This is a genomic window from Paractinoplanes deccanensis, from assembly GCF_016862115.1.
In the GTDB taxonomy this organism is placed as follows: domain Bacteria; phylum Actinomycetota; class Actinomycetes; order Mycobacteriales; family Micromonosporaceae; genus Actinoplanes; species Actinoplanes deccanensis.
The window spans coordinates 79,468-95,457 of record NZ_BOMI01000186.1 but is presented as its reverse complement, the minus strand read 5'-3'; the positions used below and the strand labels follow the sequence as shown (position 1 = coordinate 95,457).

The 15,990-nt window shown below is 71.1% G+C and carries 13 protein-coding genes; 4 read left to right on the top strand and 9 right to left on the bottom strand.

Features of this window, described 5'->3' with window-relative positions; genetic code table 11:
- Nucleotides 1–93 precede the first annotated feature (93 nt).
- A complete protein-coding gene (locus Ade02nite_RS44090) occupies nt 94–852 on the top strand; it encodes a GntR family transcriptional regulator (RefSeq protein ID WP_203777199.1) in 759 nt (252 codons plus the stop codon).
- 2 nt (nt 853–854) lie between these two features.
- On the opposite strand, the gene Ade02nite_RS44085 is transcribed toward Ade02nite_RS44090, so the two are convergent.
- Complete coding sequence (locus Ade02nite_RS44085; RefSeq protein ID WP_203777197.1) at nt 855–2,216, bottom strand: NAD-dependent succinate-semialdehyde dehydrogenase; 1,362 nt, start codon at nt 2,214–2,216, stop codon at nt 855–857.
- A 44-nt stretch (nt 2,217–2,260) separates the two neighbouring features.
- Entirely contained in the window at nt 2,261–3,997 is a 1,737-nt protein-coding gene (gene oxc / locus Ade02nite_RS44080; protein ID WP_203777195.1) for an oxalyl-CoA decarboxylase, read from the bottom strand.
- A 477-nt stretch (nt 3,998–4,474) separates the two neighbouring features.
- Here oxc and Ade02nite_RS44075 point away from each other — a divergent pair, with 477 nt between their 5' ends.
- Nucleotides 4,475–4,684 carry a hypothetical protein gene (locus Ade02nite_RS44075; protein WP_203777194.1) on the top strand — a complete coding sequence of 70 codons (210 nt, stop codon included), beginning with the start codon at nt 4,475–4,477 and terminating at the stop codon, nt 4,682–4,684.
- A gap of 7 nt (nt 4,685–4,691) precedes the next feature.
- Here Ade02nite_RS44075 and Ade02nite_RS44070 read toward each other — a convergent pair whose 3' ends face one another.
- The 5 genes from Ade02nite_RS44070 to frc all read right to left on the bottom strand — a co-directional run bounded on the left by Ade02nite_RS44070 (nt 4,692) and on the right by frc (nt 11,342).
- Nucleotides 4,692–5,696 (bottom strand): TerC family protein, encoded by a 1,005-nt coding sequence (locus tag Ade02nite_RS44070; RefSeq protein ID WP_203777192.1) that lies wholly within the window; start codon nt 5,694–5,696, stop codon nt 4,692–4,694.
- A complete protein-coding gene (locus Ade02nite_RS44065) occupies nt 5,693–6,244 on the bottom strand; it encodes a hypothetical protein (protein WP_203777190.1) in 552 nt (183 codons plus the stop codon). Before Ade02nite_RS44065 ends, Ade02nite_RS44070 begins: the two co-directional genes overlap by 4 nt.
- 20 nt (nt 6,245–6,264) lie before the next feature.
- The gene (locus tag Ade02nite_RS44060; RefSeq protein WP_203777188.1) at nt 6,265–7,668 is read right to left on the bottom strand and encodes an Nramp family divalent metal transporter; all 1,404 of its coding nucleotides are present in this window, start codon (nt 7,666–7,668) and stop codon (nt 6,265–6,267) included.
- A 263-nt stretch (nt 7,669–7,931) separates the two neighbouring features.
- Entirely contained in the window at nt 7,932–10,085 is a 2,154-nt protein-coding gene (locus tag Ade02nite_RS44055; protein WP_203777186.1) for an acetate--CoA ligase family protein, read from the bottom strand.
- 27 nt (nt 10,086–10,112) lie between these two features.
- Nucleotides 10,113–11,342 (bottom strand): formyl-CoA transferase, encoded by a 1,230-nt coding sequence (gene frc / locus Ade02nite_RS44050; RefSeq protein ID WP_275409994.1) that lies wholly within the window; start codon nt 11,340–11,342, stop codon nt 10,113–10,115.
- 264 nt (nt 11,343–11,606) lie between these two features.
- Between frc and sucC the strand changes: the two genes are divergently transcribed.
- Nucleotides 11,607–12,785: an ADP-forming succinate--CoA ligase subunit beta gene (gene sucC / locus Ade02nite_RS44045; protein WP_203777182.1), complete on the top strand. Its 1,179-nt coding sequence runs from the start codon at nt 11,607–11,609 to the stop codon at nt 12,783–12,785.
- A 2-nt stretch (nt 12,786–12,787) separates the two neighbouring features.
- Nucleotides 12,788–13,663: a succinate--CoA ligase subunit alpha gene (gene sucD, locus Ade02nite_RS44040; RefSeq protein WP_203777180.1), complete on the top strand. Its 876-nt coding sequence runs from the start codon at nt 12,788–12,790 to the stop codon at nt 13,661–13,663.
- A gap of 102 nt (nt 13,664–13,765) precedes the next feature.
- Here the strand turns inward: sucD and fdhD are convergent, their stop codons facing one another.
- Together fdhD and Ade02nite_RS44030 are read right to left on the bottom strand one after the other, a co-directional pair.
- A complete protein-coding gene (gene fdhD, locus Ade02nite_RS44035; protein ID WP_203777178.1) occupies nt 13,766–14,611 on the bottom strand; it encodes a formate dehydrogenase accessory sulfurtransferase FdhD in 846 nt (281 codons plus the stop codon).
- On the bottom strand, nt 14,599–15,990 hold the full coding sequence (locus Ade02nite_RS44030) for an MFS transporter (RefSeq protein WP_203777176.1): 1,392 nt from the start codon (nt 15,988–15,990) through the stop codon (nt 14,599–14,601). The genes fdhD and Ade02nite_RS44030 overlap by 13 nt, the downstream gene beginning before the upstream one ends.

Genomic DNA, 15,990 nt, shown 5'->3' with positions numbered 1-15,990 from the left:
CGGCAGGGGTGGGCGGCTCGACCGCCCACCCTCATTGCATCTCGGCGACTGTATGCTATAGCCAAGGTAGATTCTCGCAGCCGGAGGTGGTCCATGACCGATCGGACAAGCGCGACGTCGGCCGGCGCCAACGGCGGACGACGGTCGCTCGGCGCGGCACGTGGCGGGTCCCGGGCAGCGCGGCAGCCGCTGGAGCGGCCCGCTCCCCTGCGCCAGGCGGTCTACGACGTCATCGCCGAGATGATCATCAACCGCGAGCTCCAGCCCGGCGAGCACCTCGTCGAGAACGAGCTCGCCGCCCACCTCGGGGTGAGCCGGCAGCCCGTCCGCGAGGCCCTCCAGCGGCTGCACAACGAGGGATGGGTCGACCTGCGCCCCGCGCTCGGCGCCTTCGTGCACGTGCCCACCGAGGAGGAGGCCGACCAACTCCTCGCCACCCGGACCCTGCTCGAGACGGAGTCCGCGCGGCTCGCCGCCAAGCACGCCACGCCGGAGCAGGTCGAGCGGCTGCGCGAGCTCCAGCGCGCCGGCGAGCAGGCGCTCAGCGAGGACAGCCAAGTGGCCCTGGTCGAGGCGAACGCGGCCCTGCACGCGTACATGGTCGAGATGTCCGGCAACAAGGTGCTGGCCCAGCTGATCGCGATGGTGGACCGCCGGGTCAGGTGGTACTACTCGCCGATCGCCCGTTCCCGTGGCCGGGAGGCGTGGGACGAGCACGCGGCGCTGATCGACGTGATCGCCGGCGGCAACAGCCGGCGCGCCGGCGAGATCATGCGCAAGCACACCGAGCGCACGCGGGAGTCCTACCACCAGCGCCGTAAGGAGGGCGGGGGGCAGGACGCCGCGAGCTAGATTCAGAGGCGGATGGACTTCTTGTTCATGAACTCCTCGATGCCGGCCGGGCCGAGCTCCCGGCCCATCCCGGAGCGCTTGATCCCGCCGAACGGGAGGTCGGCCTGCGATCCGCCGGCGCTGTTCAGATAGACCATGCCGGACTCGATCTGCTCGGCGACCCGGCGCAGCCGCTCCGGATCCGTGCCCCAGACGCTGGCGCCCAGCCCGAACGGTGAGTCGTTCGCGATCGCTATCGCCTCCTCCTCGGTCTCCGCGCGAAGGACCAGCACGACGGGCCCGAAGACCTCCTCGTAGTAGACGTCCATCTCCGGGGTCACGTCGGTGAGCACGGTGGCCTCGAGGAAGGCACCGGGCCCGTCGACGCGGCGCCCGCCGGTGCGCAGCGTCGCGCCCTGCTTGATCGCCTTCGCCACCTGGCCGGCCACCTCGTCGGCCGCCGCGACCGACGCGAGCGGCGGCAGCTTCGTCGCGGGATCGCTGGGGTCGCCGGGCACGAAGGTCTCGGCCACATACTCGGTCAGGCGATCGACGAACTCCTCGTAGACGCCGGCGAGCACGATCATCCGCTTCGGGGCGTTGCACGACTGTCCGCAGTTGCGCATCCGGGCGGTCGCGGTGGCCCGCACCGTCTGGTCCAGGTCGTCGGTGTCCAGCACGATCAACGGGTCGGAGCCGCCGAGCTCCAGCACCGCCTTCTTCAGGTTCTTGCCGGCCTCGGCGGCGACCGAGATGCCCGCCCGTTCGCTGCCGGTCAGGGAGACGCCCTGGATGCGCGGGTCGGCGAGCATCCCGGGGATCTGCGAGCTGGCGGCGAAGATGTTCACGTACGCGTCCTCGGGCACGCCGGCCTCGTGCAGGATCCGCTCGATGGCGACCGCCGAGCGGGGGCAGATCGAGGCGTGCTTCAGCAGGATCGTGTTGCCGAGCACCAGGTTCGGCGCCGCGAACCTGGCGACCTGATAGCAGGGGAAGTTCCACGGCATGACGCCGAGCAGCGGCCCGATGGGGTTCTTGGTGATGACGGCCCGGCCGCCTCTGATCTCCAGCGGCTCGTCGGCGAGCAGCGCCTCGGCGTTGTCGGCGTAGTACCGGAAGATGTCGGTGACCACGCCGATCTCGCCGCGGCCCTCGTTGATCCGCTTGCCCATCTCCTGGGTCATCGTGGCGGCCAGCTCGCCGGCGCGCGCGGCGAACAGATCCGCCGCGCGCGCCACGATCTCGGCCCGTTCCGCGACCGTCCGGCGCCGCCACGACTGGTATCCGCGGTGGACCCGATCGATCGCTTCCCGGATCTCCTCCTCGGTCGCGTTCTCGATCTTCTCGATCAGTTCACCCGTCGCGGGATCGGTCACTGTGTACATGGGGTTCGGGCCTCCGTCTCCTGCCAGGATGTCCTCGGTTCACGTCATCTCGTGACCGTGATGCCCTTCGGGTTGAGGTGGGCGATGTTGCCGCTCTCGGTCCCGTCGGCGGGGTCGATGACGCAGTCGATGAGCGCGGGCTTGCCCAGCGCCAGGGCCTCGCGCAGCGCGCTCGCGACCTCCTCCGGCGTGGTCGCCCGATAGCCCCGGCCCCCGAACGCGGCGATCATGACGTCGTGCCGGGCCTGGAGGGCCGTCGGGGCGGGGTCGCCGGACGGTGACGCCGCGGCGTCGCCGCGGTAGACGCCGCTGTTGTTGAGCACGACGGTGACGATGGGCAGGCCGTAGCGGCAGATCGTCTCGAGCTCCATGCCGCTGAACCCGAACGCGCTGTCGCCCTCGATGGCGACGACCGGCTCGCCGCTCTCGACGGCGGCGGCGATCGCGAACCCCAGGCCGATGCCCATCACGCCCCAGGTGCCGCTGTCGAGCCGGTGCCGGGGCACCCGCATCCCGATCGTGTTGCGCGCCAGGTCCAGCGCGTTCGCGCCCTCGTTCACCACGTACGCCTGCGGGTTCTCCCGCAGGACGTCGCGAATGGCCTGGAGCGCGCCGAGGAACTTCATCGGGTGGGCGCTCTCGGCGGCCGCGAGGCGCTTGGCCATCTTGCCCACGTTCTCCGCGGACCGGGCCGCGAGCTCGTCCCGCCACGGCGCCGGCACCGAGATCTGGCCGGGCTTGGTCCGGTCGATCAGGGCCTGCATCACCGAGCCGACGTCGCCGAGGAGCGGCGCCGCGATGGGCTGGTTGCTGTCCAGCTCGGAGCTCGCGATGTCGACCTGGATGAACTTGACGTCGGGGTTCCACTGCGGCGCGTCGCCGTGCCCGAGCAGCCAGTTGAGCCGGGCGCCGACGAGCATCACGACGTCGGCCCGGCGCAGCGCCAGCGACCTGGTGCTCGCCACCGACTGCGGGTGGTCGTCGGGCAGCAGGCCCTTCGCCATCGACATCGGCAGGTACGGCACGCCGGTGAGCTCGACGAACTGGCGGATCTGCTCGTCGGCCTGCGCGTACGCGGCGCCCTTGCCGAGCACGACGAGCGGCCGCTCGGCGTTGGCGAGCAGGTCGATCGCGCGGTCCAGCGCGGCGGACTCGGGCACCTGCCGCGGCGCCGGGTCGACGACCCGCCACAGCGACGCCGCGCCCAGGTCCGCGTCGATGACCTCGCCGAGGACCGCGGCCGGGATGTCGAGGTAGACCCCGCCCGGCCGGCCCGACACGGCGGTGCGGATGGCGCGGGCCACGCCGCGGCCGATGTCCTCGGCCCGGTGGACGCGGTAGGCCGCCTTGGCGAACTGGCGGGCCGCCGCGAGCTGGTCCATCTCCTCGTAGTCACCGCGCTGGAGGTCGACGAGGTGCCGCTCGCTGGACCCGGAGATCTGCACCATGGGGAAGCAGTTCACTGTCGCGTTGGCCAGGGCCACCAGTCCGTTGAGGAATCCCGGTGCGGACACCGTCAGGCAGATGCCCGGCTTCCTCGTCAGGAACCCGGCCGCGGCGGCGGCGTGCCCGGCGGCGCTCTCGTGCCGGAAGCCGACGAAGCGGATCCCGGACGCCTGCGCCAGGCGGGCCAGGTCGGTGATGGGAATGCCGACGACACCGTAGATGGCTTCCACCTCGTTGAGCTTGAGCGCATCGACGACCAGATGGATCCCGTCGGTGAGCTCCTTCGCACCGGTGACGTCGCCGGCGTCCGATTCCCGCAGTGAAGCGATGGTCATGATCCGTACCCTCCATCGTGGTCGCCCGCTGAGATTGCATACCGTATGGGGTAGGCAATAATCGTGGACCATGCCACGGGCGAGTGTCTAGAGGGCGCGACACGGTGGCTTTGGTCACTAGATCGTTTTTTGTATACCGAAGCCTGTATTCTGAAAGTGTCGAACAGGCACCTGTCGCACAGGACGAACGCGAGGGTTTGTGGTGGTACGGCGTTGGGTAGACGCGGCGTACCGGGTCACACTCGGTGCGGGCGACCCCCGCCGTCCGTCCTCCCGCGACAGACATGGATCCGGCCGCCATGCCGCGAGGCGTGACGGCGAGAGCTCCGGCGACCCGGGCGTGCCCGGCCCCACCAGGCCCACCCGGGTGTCCTGCCGGACCACCGACCCGGACGGTCCTCAACCGCCCGGTCCGGTGCGCACGGTCCCGGGAAGCGTCGTTTCCCGGGAAGACCGACAAGCAGGAGTGATGTTGTCATGACCACCTGGCGGAAGTTGTCCCGTTCCCTGACCCGCCTCTCCGACCGGCTGGCCCTGCCGTCCGGGTCGCCGGCCGACGGTCGCTCCCTCGGGCTCGGCCTGGCGGCCGCCCTGGAGAGCCAGCGGCGAGCCGCCCGGCCGAGCGACGAGGAGATCGAGCGCTTCTTTCGAGGCTCAGCACCGGACGACGACCTGATCAAGGCCTGACGACCGGTCAGACCGCGTCCCGGTCCGCCGTCACGGTCTCGCGATCGCCTTCCGTGGCGGCGGGCTGCCGGTCCGCCCCGCTCCTGCGGGACTTCACCAGGCTGGCCACGGTGGTGACCACCAACGTGCCGACGATGACCCCGAGCGAGACGGTGATCGGCACCGCCGGCGCCCAGGACACCCCGTCGTGGTGCAGCGCCTCCAGCACGAGCTTGACCCCGATGAAGGCCAGGATGAAGGCCAGCCCCTTGCTGAGGTAGACCAGCCGGTCGAGCAGGCCGCCCAGCAGGAAGTAGAGCTGCCGCAGGCCCATCAGCGCGAAGGTGTTCGCGGTGAAGACCAGGTACGGCTCCTGGGTCAGCCCGAAGATCGCCGGGATCGAGTCGAGCGCGAAGAGCAGGTCGGTCGTGCCGATCGCCACCATCACGATCAGCATCGGCGTGACCATCCGCCGGCCGTCCACCCGGACCAGCACCTTGGCGCCCTGATAGGACTCCGTGGTGGGCAGGATCCGCTTCGCCGTGCGAAGGGCGAAGTTCTCCGAGAACTCGTCCTCCTGCTGCGGGCCGACCAGCTTGATCGCGGTGTAGATCAGGAACGCGCCGAAGAGGTAGAACAGCCAGTCGAACCGCGCGACCGCCGAGGCGCCGGCCGCGATGAACACGCCCCGCATCAGCAGCGCCAGCACGATGCCGATCAGCAGCACCTTCTGCCGGTACTTCACCGGCACCGCGAACCTGCTCATGATGATGATGAAGACGAACAGGTTGTCGACGCTGAGCGAGTACTCGGTGAGCCAGCCGGCGAAGAACTGCCCTCCGTAGGTCACCCCGGCCGTGCCCATCAGCAGGAGCCCGAAGGCGACGGCCGCCAGGACGTAGAAGCTCACCCAGGCGACGCACTCCCGGAAGGACGGTTCGTGGGGGTTCCGGGCGACCAGGTAGAAGTCGAAGGCGATCATCACGGCGAAGCCGATGATCGTCACGGCCCACACCCAGAGCGGTAGATTCATGAGACTCCCTTGGATCGGACGGCCCGGGCCGCGGCCCTCGCTCGCCGCCGGCTCTCCCGCGCCTTCCACTGCGCCTCGGCGTGCCGCAGGTAGAACTGGTACAAGCGCTCGGCCCGCGGGTTGCCGTGCCGGATCCGGCGCAGCCAGCCCGGGGCCACCCGCTCGTACAACCAGCTGAACCCGATCGCGAAGCCGAGGCTGACGATCGCCTGGTAGGCGAGGAAACCGAGCACGTCCGGCGGCAGGGCGGGCCGGCCGGTGAGCAGGAGACCGGCCAGCATCTCATGGACCAACCGGGCGAGCGGGAACCCCGCGAGCCAGTACAGCGCCGTCGGGGCGAACACTCCCGGCGAGATTTTCCCGGCCGCCATCAGCAGCCCGAAACCGCCGCCGAGCAGGGTCAGGGGCAGCCCGAGCGCCAACCCGGTGGCCAGCGCCCAGCCGAGGGGCTGACCCGCGATCACGGCCAGGCCGAGGGCGGCCAGGCCGGCGAGCGCTCCGATGGCGGCGCCGGGCAACGCGAGCTGGCCGAGGTTGCGTCCGGTCATGACACTCTCCTGGCGTCGCATCAGATGACCACGCCGAACCGGACCAGGCTGTAGACCAGCATGCCCAGGTAGAAGACCGCGCCGAACCCGATCACCAGGTTCTGCACGATGCCCGGGCGGATCGGTTTGGGCAGCATCCGGTTGTTCACCAGCAGCAGGACGACGCAGTACGCGCCCATCGCGAAGGTCGACAGGAAGGCCAGCACGTCGAGGATGGCGCCCGGGCCGTCGGCGGGACCGAAGTTCAGGATCAGGATGCCGAACGTGATGACGCCCCAGAGGAAGCCGGCGTAGAGCTTGGACATGCTGAACCGCTTGGCGCCGGGCATGAAGTGGTACGTCATGTCGGCCTGGCCACGGGAGAACGAGTCGAACAGGCCGAGCGTGGCGTTGAGCCCGATCAGCGCGATGAACCCGAGGAACACGCCGTGCAGCACCGGCGCGCCGGCCGAGGCGAAGGCGTCCGCCATGGCGGTCAGCGCGACCTCCCGGTCACCCTCCCGGATCAGCTCACCGACGTTCGGGCTCTCCCGGACGGCGGTCTGGGCGAGCACGGTGAACGAGATCGTGACCAGCATGGTGATGCCCCAGAAGAGCAGCAGGGCGTCGAAGGTCACCCAGCGCCGCCAGCCCTTCCACTTCTTCATCTCCTCCGGGTTGCCGGTGTCGAACATGAAGCCCCGCGACGGCATCTCCTCCTGCTCGCTCGCGTGCCGCAGCCCGCGGATCTTCGGGATGTGCGCGCCCATGCCGGCGCCCGAGTCGCGCAGGTGCAGCGTGTACCACATCTGCTGCATGCCGGACGGGCCGGCGAAGGCGATCGCGCCGACGATGACCGGGAACCAGGCCGCCGACATCGCCTCGTCCGGCAGGTAGCCGAAGTGGAACATGCCGCCGAGGGTCGAGGTGACGTCGCTCCACCGGCCGACCAGCGAGGCGACGACGGAGGTGCCGACCACGAGCACGCCGATCAGGATGCCGAGCAGGCTCTCCAGCAGCGGATAGATCACCTTGGCCAGGCTGAACACGATGCCGACCAGGATCAGGCCGACGCAGGCCGTGACCGTCCAGGGTATGCCGGTCACCTCCTCGAAGGCGGCGGCGCCGGTGGACAGGTGCCCGGGCCAGATGTAGACCAGGATCGCCACGCTGAAGAAGAACCACATCAGCGGTTTGAAGACCCGGGCGGCGCCGAAGAAGATGCTCTCTCCGGTCGCCATCGCGTAGCGGGCCATCTCCAGCATGACGAACGCCTGGAGGGTGACGCCGATCAGGAACAGCCACCGGATCTCCGGCCCGAAGATCAGGACCAGCCGGGGCCACATGTACGACTCGCCCATGCCGACGCCGAGGGCGACGAGGAAGACGGTCGGGCCGAGCAGGTGGACCGAGGGCGGCGCCTTCGGCAGCTCCCTGATCGGCATCGGTTCGAGCTTGCCGGCCCGCCATACTCGCTCGTCGCGGGCGGGCGCGGTGGCGGTGGCGGTAGGTGGTGTCGTGCCAGTCGTGGGTTCGTGGGGCGAGGGGTTGCTCGAAGCGTCCACGTTGGACCTCCTGGGTTCGCGACGCCGTCCGGCCCGGTGGCCGGCCCGGCACGGCGTCTCTGACCTCTGACCCTGGCCGCGGAGCGGTCGCTGTGTCGCTAGTGGCCCCTCCAACTGCCCGGTGTGGTGGAACGGTGCACGACTCAGCGGCCGTCCTGGTGGCCGCCGAGCAGACCGGCGGAGCGAGCCCACCGGTACTTGGCACCCAGCACGGCGACGGGCTTCTCCGTGGTGTACGGATAGGCGACGATGCCATGCCGGTACAGGTGTTCGCTGGCCTCCTCGACCTCGACGTCCCCGGCGAGCGAGGCGACCACGGGCTTGTTGACGCCCTTCGCCCGGAACTCCTCGACCACGTCCACCACCAACTCGGCGAACACCATCGGCGGGGTGACGATGGTGTGCCAGTAACCGAGGATCAGGGCGTGGATGCGCGGGTCGGAGAGGCCGAGCGCGATGGTGTTGCGATAAGTGGACGGCGGTTCGCCGCCGGTGATGTCGATCGGGTTGCCGGCGGCCCCGAACGGCGGGATGAACGTGCGGAACGCCTCGTCGAGGTCCGCCGGGATCTCCATCAGCGTGAGCTGGTTGTCCACGCAGGCGTCCGAGAGCAACACCCCGGAGCCGCCGGCGCCGGTGATGATGACGACGTTCTCGCCCTGCGGGGTGGGCAGCAGCGGGATGCCGCGGGCGTACTCCAGCAGGTCGTTGAGGCCGGGGGCGCGGATCACGCCGCTCTGCCGCAGGATGTCGTCGTAGACCTTGTCGTTGCCGGCCAGCGCGCCGGTGTGCGAGCTCGCCGCCTTGGCGCCCTGGTCGGTGCGCCCGGCCTTGAGCACCAGCACGGGCTTGCTCGCCGACACCCGCTTGGCGGCCCGGGCGAACGACCGGCCGTCCTTCAGGTCCTCCAGGTGCATGGCGATGAGCTGGGTGTTCGGGTCGCTCTCGAAGAACGTCAGCAGGTCGTCCTCGTCGATGTCGGCCTTGTTGCCCACCCCGACGATCGCCGAGACCCCCATCCGGGCCGAGCGGCTGAACCCGAGGATGGCCATCCCGATGCCGCCGCTCTGCGAGGAGAGCGCCACCCCGCCCTTGACGTCGTACGGGGTGCAGAACGTCGCGGACATGCTCTCCGGCGTGTAGTAGTAGCCGTAGATGTTCGGCCCGAGGATCCGTACGCCGTGCCGGCGCGCGATCCCGAGCACCTCGGCCTGGAGCTCGTGGTTGCCGATCTCGCCGAAGCCGGACGGGATCATGATGGCTCCGGCGGCTCCCTTGGCGCCCACCTCCTCCAGCACGGCCGGCACGAACGTGGCCGGGATCGCGAAGATCGCGACATCGACCGGGCCGGGCACGTCGGCGATACTCTTGAACGCCTTGCGGTCCAGGATCTCGGTGGCCTTCGGGTTGATCGGGTAGATCTCGCCCTGGTAGCCGCCGTTCACCAGGTTCTTCATCACCGAGTTGCCGATCTTGCCGGACTCGGCCGACGCGCCGATCACGGCGATCGACGCGGGCCGCATGATCCGGTTCATGCTGGCCAGGATCTCCTCGTCGGTGAACTGCTCGGGGCGCTCGGCCGCCTTGGGGTCGACCAGGATGCGGACGTCCACCGCGGTGGCCCCGGCAGCGGTCGCCAGCACCGGGTTGAGGTCGACCTCGGCCAGCTCCGGGAAGTCGGTGACCAGGTCCGAGAGCCGGACGATCAGGTCGGCCAGGATCTCCCGGTCGGCCGGCTCGGCGCCGCGCACGCCGCGCAGGATCTCGGCCGAGGCGATGCCGTCGATCATCGACAGCGCGGTCTCCCGGTCGGTGGGGGCGAGCCGGAAGGTGACGTCCTTGAGCACCTCGACCAGGACGCCGCCGAGGCCGAAGGCGACGACCTTGCCGAACGTCTCGTCCGTCACCGTGCCGACGATGACCTCGTGGCCGGCGGTGAGCTGCTGCTGCACCTGCACGCCGACGATGTCGGCGCCGGCCTGGTACGCCTTCGCGTTCGCGATGACGGTGTCGTAGCCGGCGGCGACCTCCGCGGCCGTGCCCAGCCCGATGAGCACGCCGCCGGCCTCGGTCTTGTGCAGGATGTCCGGCGAGACGATCTTCAGGACCACCGGCAGGCCGATCTTCTCGGCCAGCGCCACCGCCTCGTCGGCGCTGGTCGCCAGCCCCTCGCCCGGTGTGGCGATCCCGTACGCCTCGACCACCAGCCGCCCCTCCGGAGCGGTCAGCGCACTGCGTCCCTCGGCACCGGCCCGCTCGAGCACCCGGCGCACGGCTTCGCGGTCGTAATTCGACATCTCGTCTCCTTGAGTGAAGGGCACGCGTCAGACGGCGCCGGCGGCGCGCAGCTCGCCGATGCCCTGCTCGGTGTAGCCGAGCTCGCCCAGCACCTGCTCGGTGTGCTCGCCGAGCAGCGGCGACCGCTCGATGGCGACCTGCGAGTCGGACAACTTGATCGGGTTGCCGACCGTCTTGAACGGGCCCCGCTCGGGGTGGTCGACCTCGACCACCGAGCCCAGCGCGGCCAGGGTCTCGTCCTCGATCAGCTCCCGGGTCGACAGCACCGGCCCGCACGGAACGTTGTGCGCGTTGAGCAGCCCCATGACCTCCTGCTTGGTGTGCCGCTCGGTCCACTCCTCGATCAGCGCGAACGCCTTGTCGAGCTTGCTGAGGCGGGCCTGCGGGGTGCTCCAGGCGGGATCGTCGGCCAGCTCGGGCCGGCCGATCAGCTCGCAGATCGGCTTCCAGCCGACCGGCTGGATGATCACGTAGATGTAGTCGTTCGGCCCGCCCGGCGCACAGCGCACGGCCCAGCCGGGTTGTCCGCCGCCGGAGGCGTTGCCGGAGCGGGGCACCTCGTCGCCGAAGGTCTCGTTGGGGTACTCCCCCAGCGGCCCGTGCGCCAGCCGCTGCTGGTCGCGCAGCTTGACCCGGCACAGGTTGAGCACCGCGTCCTGCATGGCGACCTGGACCCGCTGGCCGCGCCCGGTGTGGGTGCGCTGGTAGAGGGCGGCCAGGATGCCGGCGACCAGGTGGATGCCGGTGCCCGAGTCGCCGATCTGGGCCCCGGTCGCGGTGGGAGGCCCGTCCTCGAAGCCGGTGGTGCTCATCGCCCCGCCCATCGCCTGGGCGATCACCTCGTACGCCTTGAAGTCGGCGTAGCGACCCGGCCCGAAACCCTTGATGGAGGCGTAGACCAGACGGGGGTTGATCTCCTGGAGCTTCTCCCAGGGGAAGCCGAAGCGCTCGACGACGCCCGGCCCGAAGTTCTCCACCAGGATGTCCACCCCGGACACCAGCTTGGTGAAGACCTCCTTGCCCTGCGGATGCTTCATGTTGAGGGTGATGCTGCGCTTGTTCGCGTTCAGCATCGTGAAGTAGAGACTGTCCACATCGGGGATGTCCCGCAGCTGGGAGCGGGTGATGTCGCCCTGGCCCGGAGCCTCCAGCTTGATGACGTCCGCGCCCAGCCATGCGAGGATCTGCGTGGACGAGGGACCGGACTGTACATGCGTCATGTCGAGGACTCGAACGCCCTCCAGTGCCTTACCCATGAGCGAACCTCCTGTGTGCGCCACGCCGTGCACTTCGGACCGTGGAGCTGAACTTCCGCTGGTGCCACCGCCGCTGGGGTCTGACCCTCCGCCAGCTTCAGGGATTGCATACCGTATGGGGTAGGCAATATCGTGGCGCATGTAACAGCCAGGTGTCTAGAGGGTCGCGGAACGTTTTCCCACCGGCCCGCTCACCCCGCTGAGAGCCGCCGGCCGTCCCGGCGACGGAGCGAACCCACCGAAGGTCAACAGAAGGGAGGCCCGGTGGATCTGCTGGAGCACCAGGCACAGGAACTCTTCGCCAAGCACGGCGTACCGGTCAGCCGCGGCCGCGTCGCCACCACCCCCGGCGAGGCCCGCGCGGCGGCCGCCGAGATCGGCGGGCGCGTCGTGGTCAAGGCCCAGGTGAAGACCGGCGGCCGGGGCAAGGCCGGCGGGGTCAGACCGGCCGACGGCCCGGACGCGGCGCACGACGTGGCGGCCGCGATCCTCGGCATGGACATCAAGGGCCACACCGTGCGCAAGGTGCTGGTCACCGAGGCGAGCGAGATCGCCGAGGAGTACTACGTGTCGCTGTTGCTCGACCGGTCCCACCGGTCGTTCCTCGCGCTCGCCTCCCGGGAGGGCGGCGTCGAGATCGAGCAGGTGGCGGCCGAGAACCCGGACGCGCTGGCCCGGCTCCAGGTGGACCCGGGCGCCGGGCTCGGCCGGCCGGAGGCGCTCCGGCTGGCCGCGGACGCCGGCCTGCCGGAGGAGGTGCGCGACCAGGTCGCCGAGATCCTGGTCCGCCTCTGGGACGTGTTCCGCGCCGAGGACGCCACCCTGGTCGAGATCAACCCGCTGGCCCGGCTCGCCGACGGCAGCGTGCGCGCGCTGGACGGCAAGGTCACGGTGGACGACAACGCCCGGTTCCGGCAACCCGGCCACCCGCGGTACGCCGACGCCGGCGCCACCGACCCGCTCGAGGCGCGGGCGGCCGCGAAGAACCTGAACTACGTCAAGCTCGACGGCTCCGTCGGCGTCATCGGCAACGGCGCCGGCCTGGTGATGAGCACCCTGGACGTGGTCGCCTACGCGGGCGAGCGGTTCGGCGGGGTGCGCCCGGCGAACTTCCTCGACATCGGCGGCGGCGCCTCGGCCCAGGTGATGGCGGACGGCCTCGAGATCATCCTGGGCGATCCGGACGTGCGCTGCGTCCTCGTCAACGTGTTCGGCGGCATCACCGCGTGCGACGCGGTCGCCGACGGCATCGTCCAGGCGATCGGCATGCTGACCGCACCCGGCGAGACGATCGGCAAGCCGGTGGTCGTCCGGCTGGACGGCAACAACGCCCCGCAGGGGCGGAAGATCCTCGCCGAGGCGGCGCTGCCCGGCGTGATCAGCTCGGACACGATGGACGGCGCGGCGCGGCTCGCCGCCGAGCTCGCCGGCAAGGGGGCGTGACCATGGCCATCTTCCTCACCGACAAGAGCCGGGTGCTGATCCAGGGCATCACCGGCACCGAGGGCACCAAGCACACCCGGCGGATGGTCGCCGCCGGTACGGCCGTCGTCGCCGGGGTCACGCCCGGCAAGGGCGGCCAGGAGGTCGACGGCATCCCGGTCTTCGACAGCGTGGCCGCGGCGGCCGAGGCGACCGGCGCCGACACCTCGGTGGTCTTCGTGCCGCCCCGCTTCGCCAAGGCCGCGGTGATCGAGGCGATCGACGCCGAGCTGGGCCTGGCCGTGGTCCTGACCGAGGGCATCCCGGTGCACGACACGGCCGCGTTCTGGGCGTACGCCCAGGCCGCCGGCGACGCGACCCGGATCATCGGGCCGAACTGCCCGGGCCTGATCAGCCCCGGCCTCTCCAACGCCGGCATCATCCCCGCCGACATCACCCGGCGGGGGCGGATCGGCCTGGTCAGCAAGAGCGGCACCCTGACCTACCAGATGATGTACGAGCTGCGCGACCTGGGCTTCTCCACCTGCGTCGGCATCGGCGGCGACCCGATCGTCGGCACCACCCACATCGACTGCCTGCGGGCGTTCGAGGACGACCCCGAGACCGACGCGATCGTGATGATCGGCGAGATCGGCGGGGACGCGGAGGAACGCGCCGCGGAGTACATCAGGGACCACGTCAGCAAGCCGGTGGTCGGCTACGTGGCCGGCTTCACCGCGCCCGAGGGCAAGACGATGGGCCACGCCGGCGCGATCGTCTCGGGATCGTCCGGCACCGCGGCCGCCAAACAGAAGGCCCTGGAGGCGGCCGGAGTGCGGGTCGGCCGGACGCCGTCCGAGGCGGCCGCCCTGATGCGCGAGACCTTACCGGCACGCTGACCGCCGGCGGCCGGCCCGCCGGGGCTCCCCTCCGGCGAGCCGGCCACGCCGGCGGCGGCGCCGGTCCGGGCGGAGTCGCCCGCCTCCGCCCGGACCTCTCGCTCAGCGCGAACCGGCCCGCTCCCGCCGCACCACGCGGTGTGCGCCGGCGTAGACGTTCATCGACGAGCCGCGCAGGAATCCGATCAGGGTGAGCCCCGCGTCGTCCGCCAGATCGGCGGCGAGCGAGGACGGCGCGGAGACCGCGGCGAGCGCCGGGATGCCCGCCATCACCGCCTTCTGCACCAGCTCGAACGAGGCCCGCCCGCTGACCATCAGGACGGTGTCGCGCAACGGCAACCGGCCGTCGCGCAGCGCCCAGCCGACCACCTTGTCGACCGCGTTGTGCCGGCCGACGTCCTCCCGCAGGCAGTGCAGCCGGCCGGCGGCCGAGAACAGCCCCGCGGCGTGCAGGCCGCCCGTGCGGTCGAAGACCCGCTGCGCGGCGCGCAGCGTGCCGGGCAGGGTGCTGACCACGCCGGGGTCGAGCCGGATCGGATCGTCGCGCACCGGCCAGGCCGCGACGGTGCGCACCGCGTCGAGGCTCGCCTTGCCGCAGAGCCCGCACGACGAGGTGGTGTAGAAGTTGCGTTCCAGCGACGGGTCGGGTGGCGCCACCCCGGCGGCCAGGACCACGTCGACCACGTTGTACGTGTTGCCGCCGTCCGCCGTGGCGCCCGCGCAGTAGCGGATGCCGGCGATCTCGCCGGCCCGCCGCACCACGCCCTCGCTGACCAGGAATCCGGCCGCCAGGTCGAAGTCGTCGCCCGGGGTCCGCATCGTCACCACCAGGGAGCGCCCGTTCACCCGGATCTCCAGCGGCTCCTCGGCCGCCAGCGTGTCGACCGGCCGGCTGTCCGCCCCGTCGACGATCCGCGTCACCCGGCGCCTGATCGTCACCCGTCCCATCGCGTCACCGCCCTTTCTCGTCGTCCCATGCCGGGCAGTCGCACGAAGGCGGGCCCCGGTTGGCGCATCCAGCGGGTCAGCGCCGCGCCGAGCAGGCCGAGGCAGCCGGCCACCACGAACGGCACGACGGAGTCCGGCCCGGTCACCACCAGGCCCGCGAGCACGATCCCGGTCACGCCGCCGACCGCCTTTCCGCTGTAGACGATCCCGTAGTTGGGCACCGTCGCGTCGTCGCCGAACCAGTCCCGCACCAGGCTGACCAGCAGCGAGTAGCCCGCTCCGGCGCCGGCGCCGGCCAGCGCGGCGAAGCACACCAGCGCGCCCGGGTGGTTGTCGTTGGTCGCGGCCGCGAGCAGGCCGAACTGGGCCACCCCACCGGCCAGCAGGGACCGGCCCAGCGCGCCGCGCCGGCCGATCCGGTCGGCCAGCGAGCTGGTCACCGCCCGCCCGATCCCGTTGCCGGCGGCCAGCGCCGCCATCGCGGCGACCAGGGTCGTCGCCGGCAGGCCGACGGTGTACGCGGTGCCGGCGAGGTAGGCGATGTCGAACAGCGCCATGGCCGCGGTGAGCACCACGACCAGGAACATCAACGGCAGCATGCCGCTGCGCAGCGCCGCCAGCGGTGGATAGGGCCGGGCGGCGGGACGGTTGTTCGGGAGGCTCCGGTTGAGCCGCCGGTCCATGGCCCAGCGCCGCGGGTCGATCTCGGCGGGCCACCAGTTCTTCGGCGGCTTGCGCATCGCCAGCCCGCAGGCGCCCACCACGCCGAAGACGATCACGCCGGCGCCGGCCAGCAGCTCCGTGCGGTTCGCCGGGCCGAGGGCGTAGCCGGCGACGATGACGAACGGGATCGCGCCGTAGCCGAACGCGGCGCCCACCATGGCCACCCGTGAGGCGAGCCGCTCGGGAAACCACTCGGTGACCGTGGCGATGCATGTCATGTAGACCAGACCGGCGCCGAGGCCGCCCAGCGCCGAGTAGCCCAGCAGGACGGCGGCCAGGTCATCGGTGTGCGCCAGGGTGACCAGCGCGGTCAGGCAGCAGGCCGCGCCGGCGAGCATCGGCACGGCGAGCCACACCCGCATCCGCTGGTAGAGCCACCCGCCGAGCGGCGAGCCGGCCGCCTGGCAGACCACCCAGAGCCCGAGCACGGCGAACGCCTGCCACACGCTCCATCCGGTCGCCTCGACGAGGGCCGGCAGGGCCGCGCCGTAGCCGTACTGGAAGAGGCTGATCGCCAGCATCGCCGCCATCGGCAGCCAGAGCATCCACGAGCGCGACCGTCCCAACAGGACCCGGTCGCTCTCGCCGACCCGGTAGCGACGGCCGTAGAAGTCCCTGACCTCGCGGATCGTCGTGTCGTTGCGGATATCCGTCAT